The organism is Acidobacteriota bacterium (genome assembly GCA_009861545.1).
In the GTDB taxonomy this organism is placed as follows: Bacteria; Acidobacteriota; Vicinamibacteria; order Vicinamibacterales; family UBA8438; genus WTFV01.
Genome location: VXME01000153.1, coordinates 1 through 6,722 on the forward strand (window position 1 = coordinate 1; position 6,722 = coordinate 6,722).

Sequence of the window (6,722 nt, forward strand, 5' to 3'; positions counted from 1 at the left end):
CGTCGGCTCGCGCCTACAATTGTCGCATCTGTTTTCTGCGGCGCAGACTCCTAGGTCAATCGGAAGCCACGTTGCCCCGCACACACGGGAACCGCGAGCGGTAGCGGGGTCGGCGACTGGGGCTGCTGGAGTCGGCTTCCGGACTTTGGGCGTGGTGGATCCCTTGATTCGGCGCAGGTGCTACTCTTGGTCGAAAGACCTGCTCGCTCGCAGCCTTGCTGCTGCGTTTCTCGAACCACTCTCCTGGGGGTTTTCGTCGTGCCGGACGATCGTGATCGGTACTTCCGCGACGCTCTTGCCGGCCGAGCGGACATCACGGACTCACATCTTGTTCTCGGAGATCTTCCGGCCCTCGTCGGTGTCTCCGTTCGGTCCGAGGATCATTTCGTCGAACGACTTCGCGACTTCATCGTTACCCGGGGCGGTGGACTTTCCTCGATCGCAACCGAGGCGGCCAGGGCGGAGCCGAGGGCGGTTGACTTCTACACGAACGACTGGCTGCTGTGGATGGCACGGACGCGGTGCGCCCGGTGCGGTTTGCGACGGACACGATCTACGCCGTCGGCGTGATGCTCGTGCGTCCGGGAGCGCCGCACGCGCCGCGCGCAACCGTTACCCGCACTCGAGCGGTCCACTTGGTTCCGGACTCCCGAGCGGTCGTCGGTTGGGACCAGGGCCTCCGTGAGTGGGCCGCCTACCTTGCCGGTGCTCGTGAGCAGGAGCATTCCTGGGTGAACACCTTTCGCGAGTACGCGGAACGGGAGGTGGCCCTCGGATGGCTCCACGAGGAGCCGGATCGGGTCGTCCTTCTCGACGGACCGATCCTGACCCAGAACATGCTCACGCAGCGAGAAGCGCACGATCTGCTTCAGGCTCTCGTTGAGACCGGGAGGGCCATCGGTTTCATCAAGAACCTGTCGGCGAATCCGCTCCTGAGTGCGGTCGGGTACGCCCTTCGGGCGGACGAGTTCTTCCTCTTCGGCAACTGGAGCACCATGCTTGTAGACCGGTTCCAGAAGGGCCAGGAGCATGTCGGCGACTGGATCGAGAAGCATGCCGGGGCGGTCGTGCGCGTCGTGTACAAGGTCGATCGGAAGCCCTTCGGTATCGAGTGTGCGGCGGAGATGGTTCCTCTGGCCCTTGACGTTCTACAGCACGACAACGCCGGGCCGGCGGAGCACGACGTGCCGATGCTGCTCCAGCTTGCGGATCAGCACGTGCGGACGGCTTTCGACGGTCAGAGCTCACGTGAAGAGCTCATTGCGCGTTTCTCGGCCGGCGACCCCGGCCGCTTCCTCAGCCTCGTGGGCGAACGGAGTGTCCGGTGACGACGACCCTCATTCAGATTCCTGATGATCAGAACACGGATACCGGCGTCGTGCGCCTCGTTGCGCCGGGAGAAGCCGGCCTGATAGAGCGTTTCACGTACCTCGTCTGCGAGTCGGCAGGCCGCGAGTTTTTCCTTCAGATCGCCACCGCCAACCGGAACCTCAGCCGGTTCTCTCCTGAACCGTTCAAGACCGTTTCTCTCGCGGCACACCTGGCCCTGCTGGAGGAGACGGGGTACACCCGGGACTCGATCGTCTCGACCGTCACGTACTACGACGCCACGGTTGAGTCTCTTCTGGGCGCCGACGGGCGTCCCGCGACGCCGTTCGTTCGGCCTGTCAGCGGCGCCGTCGCCTCGCTCGCGTCTACCGAACAGATCAACCGGTACCTCCAACTGCCGGCTCCCGAGGATCGGCACCGGATTGGGCAGCTCGCTCGCAGCGGAGAGAAGGAGGTTCCTATTTCGGTCGACGAGAAGATCCTGGACCATCACTTGCTGGTTGCAGGATCCACGGGTTCCGGGAAGTCGCATCTGTTGTCTAACGTTGCCCATGCCGCCGTGGCGCTTGGCCGTGCGGTCGTCCTGTTCGATCACAAGCCAGATCATCAGGACCACCATTCTGCGCACTCCAAATGGCCCAGGCAGGAGCCGTTCTCGCTGAACGGCGTCGATCGGCCCGACTGGTCCGTCCGCTACTGGACCCTCGACCCGAACGACCCCAATTCGAATGCCAAACGCCTTGGGGTTCTTGCGCAGGACCTTGATCCGGACCTGCTTGCCGGGGCGATCTTCGATATCTTCGATCGACCCAACGAGGATAAGCAGGCGGAGACGTTCGGTCACTTTCTGGGTCAGTACGCGGCGCAGAACTCAGGAAAGTCGTGGACGATTCATGAGGCTGTAGCCTTCTTTTCGAAGAAGCGGAAGGGGGAGATTGAGAAGTTGTTGTACGGTGACAATGGCGGCACTCTCCATTCCGGGACGTACGAGGCGATGCGGCGCAGGCTGAGTCGGCCGAACCGGATTCCGTCGTTCGTCGACGTCCGTTCTCAGCGTGACGCTTTCGGCAGTGAATCTCCTACGCCGCCCCCGGCGACGGTGGAGGAGCTTTTTCAGGCTCCGGGGCTCAACGTGGTGCGTGTCGGAGAGGGCGACAGCCGCGGTTACGCGCTGTTCCTCAGCCGGGTTCTTGCGCGTGCGGCTCAGGTGCGGCGTGCCGCGGTGCAGGACGCTGGCGTCGTCATACCGTCCATCGAGATCGTGATCGACGAGGCTTCGGACATCTTCAAGGCCGACTCGCGGCATCTGCGCGATGCGGCTACCGGCATGCTTGCGGAGCAGATCCGCAAGGGCCGCTCTCTCCGTATCCGCTACACGGTTCCGTCCAGAGTGCGGGGGACGTTCCCGAGAACATCCGTAACAACCTCAATACCACGATCGTGGGTCGTCACCGGAACTTGAAAGTGCTGCGGGATGCTCTTCCCGTCGCCCGTCCCGAAATGCTCGAAGCTGGCCATGCGGAGATCCGCGTCGAGTACGAGGGCGAGCGCCGCCTGACGCACGGCATGACGGTGGAGCAGCCCGCGAGCGCGCGGTGGCGAGGGATCCGGGTCGAACCGGAGGTGGGTCGAAGCGGGTACGTCAGGCCGTCATGGAACGTGCGGGACACGGACATCTACAGGGAGGACGGCTCGCCGGACTGCACGGCGTACACGCAGACGCCGATCACGACTGTCGGCACCGGCGACGGCCTGGACCGCGAGCACATCGTAGCTCTGGCCGAAGCATGGGACAGCCGGCCGGCGGGATTCGATCAGGCGACGCTGCGGCGGATTGCGGAGGACCACGACAACCTGACGCTGGCGACGGCGAGCGCGAACCGGAGCAAGGGCGCCAGGGACGCTGCCGAATGGCGTCCGGAGCACAACGGCGCCTGGATGGCGAACCGCGTTGTAGAGGTCAAGCGGGAGTACGATCTGAGCGTCGATGAGGCGGAACGCGACTGGCTTGAGCGGCTGCTCGGCTCAGGCCCGGACGAGATCACGTGTAGCGGTGGCGGCGGCACGGCGGCGGATCACCCGCCAGTGCAGACGTACCGGAACTGCACGCTGATGAGGGAGGCCGGCTGGAACCGTGGCGTCAACCGGGATGGCGGGACGTACAGGGACTCCTGGGACGATGCCGAGATGCGGACCTACGAGTTGAACACCTCCCGGGATCGGGACCGGGACGGCCACGCCTGCGAGTGACTGAGGACCGCGCATGACTGACGCGAACAAGCACAACGCCATCACCGAAGCGCTGCAGCGCCTCGATCCCCGCGCTCCCCATGCGGCGGCCGGAGGTCCGTGAGCTGGGGCCGGCGGCCGAGCGCCGGCCGTCGTGGTCGGGGACCGGGCCTGGCCGGCGCGCGTTGCCCGACCTGGCGCCCTGCGCCGCGAACGGGGTATCTGCTCGCAAGAGCGTACGAACGTGTGGCCGCCGGGGTGCCGGGTCTCTTTCGCCCGGGCGTCTCTACCATTCTCTCGCCTGCCCCCCTCCCGTGGCCCGTTCCCCCCCGCGCTGATTCCGAGAGGCGCGGCCGGTACCGAAGGCCGGGGGCGGGTGTTTTCCCGTGCCGGCCGGCACGGCGAAGGACACCGGCTCGATGTCGGACCGTCGGCGGGCTTGTCGGCCCCGTCGCCCGAGCGGCGTAGCGTGAGGATGACGTCGTCGCCGTCGGAGAGGTCGACATCGGCCCGGCGGGCGGCCGCGACGAGGTGCGGCCGGTCCGGGTCACCCACTCCGCCCGGCGGCGCGACCCGGGCCCGTGCAGTCAGCGCGTCGGGCGGGACTGGTTCCGGCGGCTTCGACGCGCGGGTCCGCTGTCGTGGAGAGGACGACCCGGCGCCGCGGCTGGCGCCTGCGCTTCGCCCGACGGCCGTCGTTCCGGAACCGGCGGGCGGCGACGCACTCCCCAGTGCCTCGTCGCGCGCGGCCGAGGATGCCGAGGATCCGGGACGGTACTGCTGGACGGTGCGCTCCCGCGCGGCCCGCCGTGCAGACCGCTCAGGCGGCGGCAGCTGCGGACGCCGGTCGGGACCGCGACGTACTGCTAGCCGCCCGCGGCGTACGAGATCCGGAACCCGTGACCGGACTCGCCGAGGCGCGTGTGCCAGCCGACCTCGCCGATGCCGACGTCGAGCTCACGGGCGTCAACACGCCTCGCGCCGCACCGCCCCGCTGCCGCCGGGCTTGCGGCCTTGACGCCGGCTCCGCGGACGCTCGCTCGCGTGTCGTCCCACCCCGCGCTAACCCCGACCGAAGCGGTCCGACCGCACCGGTTCGGCGGCTTCGCAGTCGTCGCACACGCGGTACGGTTGTGTCCACCGGTTCACCTCGTACGTAGTTCCGGTCATCGCTCCGCGTTCTCCTGTGGCGAGTAGCGCCTTCGTCTTCGGCTCGCCTGTCGCCTCGTACTGGTCCCCCGAGGAGGAGTGCCGGGCGCTCGGGGGACTTCGGATCACGCCGGACGAGATTGTCGAGCACGTCGTCGGTTCGTCTCCGCGCGCGGGGCGGACCGAGGTGCTGGCGCCCCCGGCGTCCCCTTGCGGCGGCCGGTCGCAAGCGATCGACAAGCTCGATGGCCTTTGGCTCGCGTCCGGCCCGATCTGCTGGGGGCGCCCTCGGGCAACACCGCCCGCAGGCGCCGACCGGACTCGGCAGTGGCGCCCTTCATCGACGCCAATCGTTCCGCCTCGAGGCGTGGCAGCCGGTTCAAGGCATCGTGGCGGCAACGATGTCCAGCCGCTCCCGGGTATTGCGTCCCTGCACGTCCCTTCCCTCCAGCAGCCGCCGTGCCAAGCGTCGGATGTCGCTCAGCCTCGCCGGCCGGTAGCGCAGGTGTTCGACGGTGACGTTGATGTGACGGTGCCGGGTCGGCGACGCCTGGTTGTGGACGTGACCGTGGACGTTCACGCACCCGTAGGGCACCTGCATCAGGGGCACGTGCGTGAGCGCCAGCGGCGGGTCGCCCGGTGCGAACACGGTTACCGCGGTCCGCTCAAGCGCCACCTGCCGCTTCTCGTTAACCGGGTCGACGTCGTGATTTCCGAGCACCAGCCACTTGGCACCGGGTGCCTGTTCCCACGACTCCTGGTGGTGTTCCTGCAGGCAGCCGTCGACGCTCACGTCTCCCAGGCAGATGGTGGTGTCGTCCGCCTCGGCCGCCTTGCACCAAGCCTCGATCAGAACATGGTCCATCTCGTACGGCGTCTCGAACGGTCGATCGAAGGCCATGATGGTGCCCATGTCGCCCAGGTGGAGGTCCGACCAGATCCAGGTTGTCTCATCCGGTCCCTCGTAGACGGCCGGGCTGCGTTCCCGGGCGTGCCGGATCAGTGCCCGAGCCTGCCGCTCGTACATGGCTGGCGTAGCGTCCATCGACGCGAACACCTCCGGTCGGAGCGACTGCTGCAGTTCCTCGGTGTACAGCCTCTGCAGCCGCGCCGCGGCTGCCTCGTCGGGGACTCGTGGGGTTTCTCCCTGGCGCGGGGCGTTCATCGGTCGGGTCTTCAATGTTCCGTTGGGTTCATACCCCCGCGCGCGGGGCGGAGGTCTCGTAGGAGTTCGGCGGCACCGTAGGTGCGGGTTGATCCCCGCTCGTGTGGGGGAGACTCCTTGGCAGTACCCGCGACTCCCGTGGAAGTACCGGTTTATCCCCGTTTACCATCGGGTGGACCGGCGGCAGCAGCGCTCGCGTCAGCTCTTCAAAGTACAGCGCGTGCAACTTCGCCGCTACGGTATTGTACGGGCCGCTCGTCGCGTCGCTGTCGTTCATCCGTCGTCCTCATGCCGAGCGCTGGTCGTACCCCGATGCTTGTACGTCTCGTCTCGGGCGCGCTGCCCGTAGGGTCTCTTGTTGCCGTTGTCCGGCGCGAGCGCGAGCACCACCGACGCCAGTCAACATCGGCGATACCGCGGTACCGTCCGACCGGGTAGCGCAACGGTGTCCGGCTGGCGTTGAACGGACGCTCCAGGAAGTCGGTCAGCGTCACTGCGGTGCCCGTCATCCGGGCAGGCGCCGTTGCCGTCGTGGCGCGTGTTGCCGATGCGGGCTATGGCTGATCGGATCCTCACCCATGGCGTTTCGGTGCTCACGTCGCGGACAGTAGCACGTCCTGACGCGAGATCCCGGTCGGTCAGAGCCCGGCAGGACACCAACCCGTTTGCGCCGCAACTGCGCGCTCTCTGATTCACGAATCGGCGTGGCGGGCTGTCGCGTCGCCCGCTCGTTGGACCCGCAGCTACTTGCTTCTCGTGGGTGCTCGACCTTGAGTTCCGTGTGCAATCTCCCAGCCTAGGAGTCTGCGCCGCAGGACGTTTGCGGCACGAAACGGGTCGCCAGTCCACG

At 67.2% G+C, this 6,722-nt stretch carries 4 protein-coding genes; 3 read left to right on the top strand and 1 reads right to left on the bottom strand.

Annotated features, from left to right (window positions below):
* Positions 1 to 530: 530 nt before the first annotated feature.
* From F4X11_23785 to F4X11_23795, 3 genes are read left to right on the top strand one after another with little or no spacing between them, the layout of a single operon-like run.
* The gene (locus F4X11_23785) at positions 531 to 1,328 is read left to right on the top strand and encodes a hypothetical protein (GenBank protein MYN68006.1); all 798 of its coding nucleotides are present in this window, start codon (positions 531 to 533) and stop codon (positions 1,326 to 1,328) included.
* Entirely contained in the window at positions 1,325 to 2,791 is a 1,467-nt protein-coding gene (locus F4X11_23790) for a DUF87 domain-containing protein (GenBank protein ID MYN68007.1), read from the top strand. The genes F4X11_23785 and F4X11_23790 overlap by 4 nt, the downstream gene beginning before the upstream one ends.
* Positions 2,792 to 2,793: 2 nt before the next feature.
* The gene (locus F4X11_23795) at positions 2,794 to 3,579 is read left to right on the top strand and encodes an HNH endonuclease (protein MYN68008.1); all 786 of its coding nucleotides are present in this window, start codon (positions 2,794 to 2,796) and stop codon (positions 3,577 to 3,579) included.
* Positions 3,580 to 5,086: 1,507 nt separating this feature from the next.
* Here F4X11_23795 and F4X11_23800 read toward each other — a convergent pair.
* Entirely contained in the window at positions 5,087 to 5,872 is a 786-nt protein-coding gene (locus F4X11_23800; protein ID MYN68009.1) for a hypothetical protein, read from the bottom strand.
* Between the last annotated feature and the right edge of the window lie 850 nt (positions 5,873 to 6,722).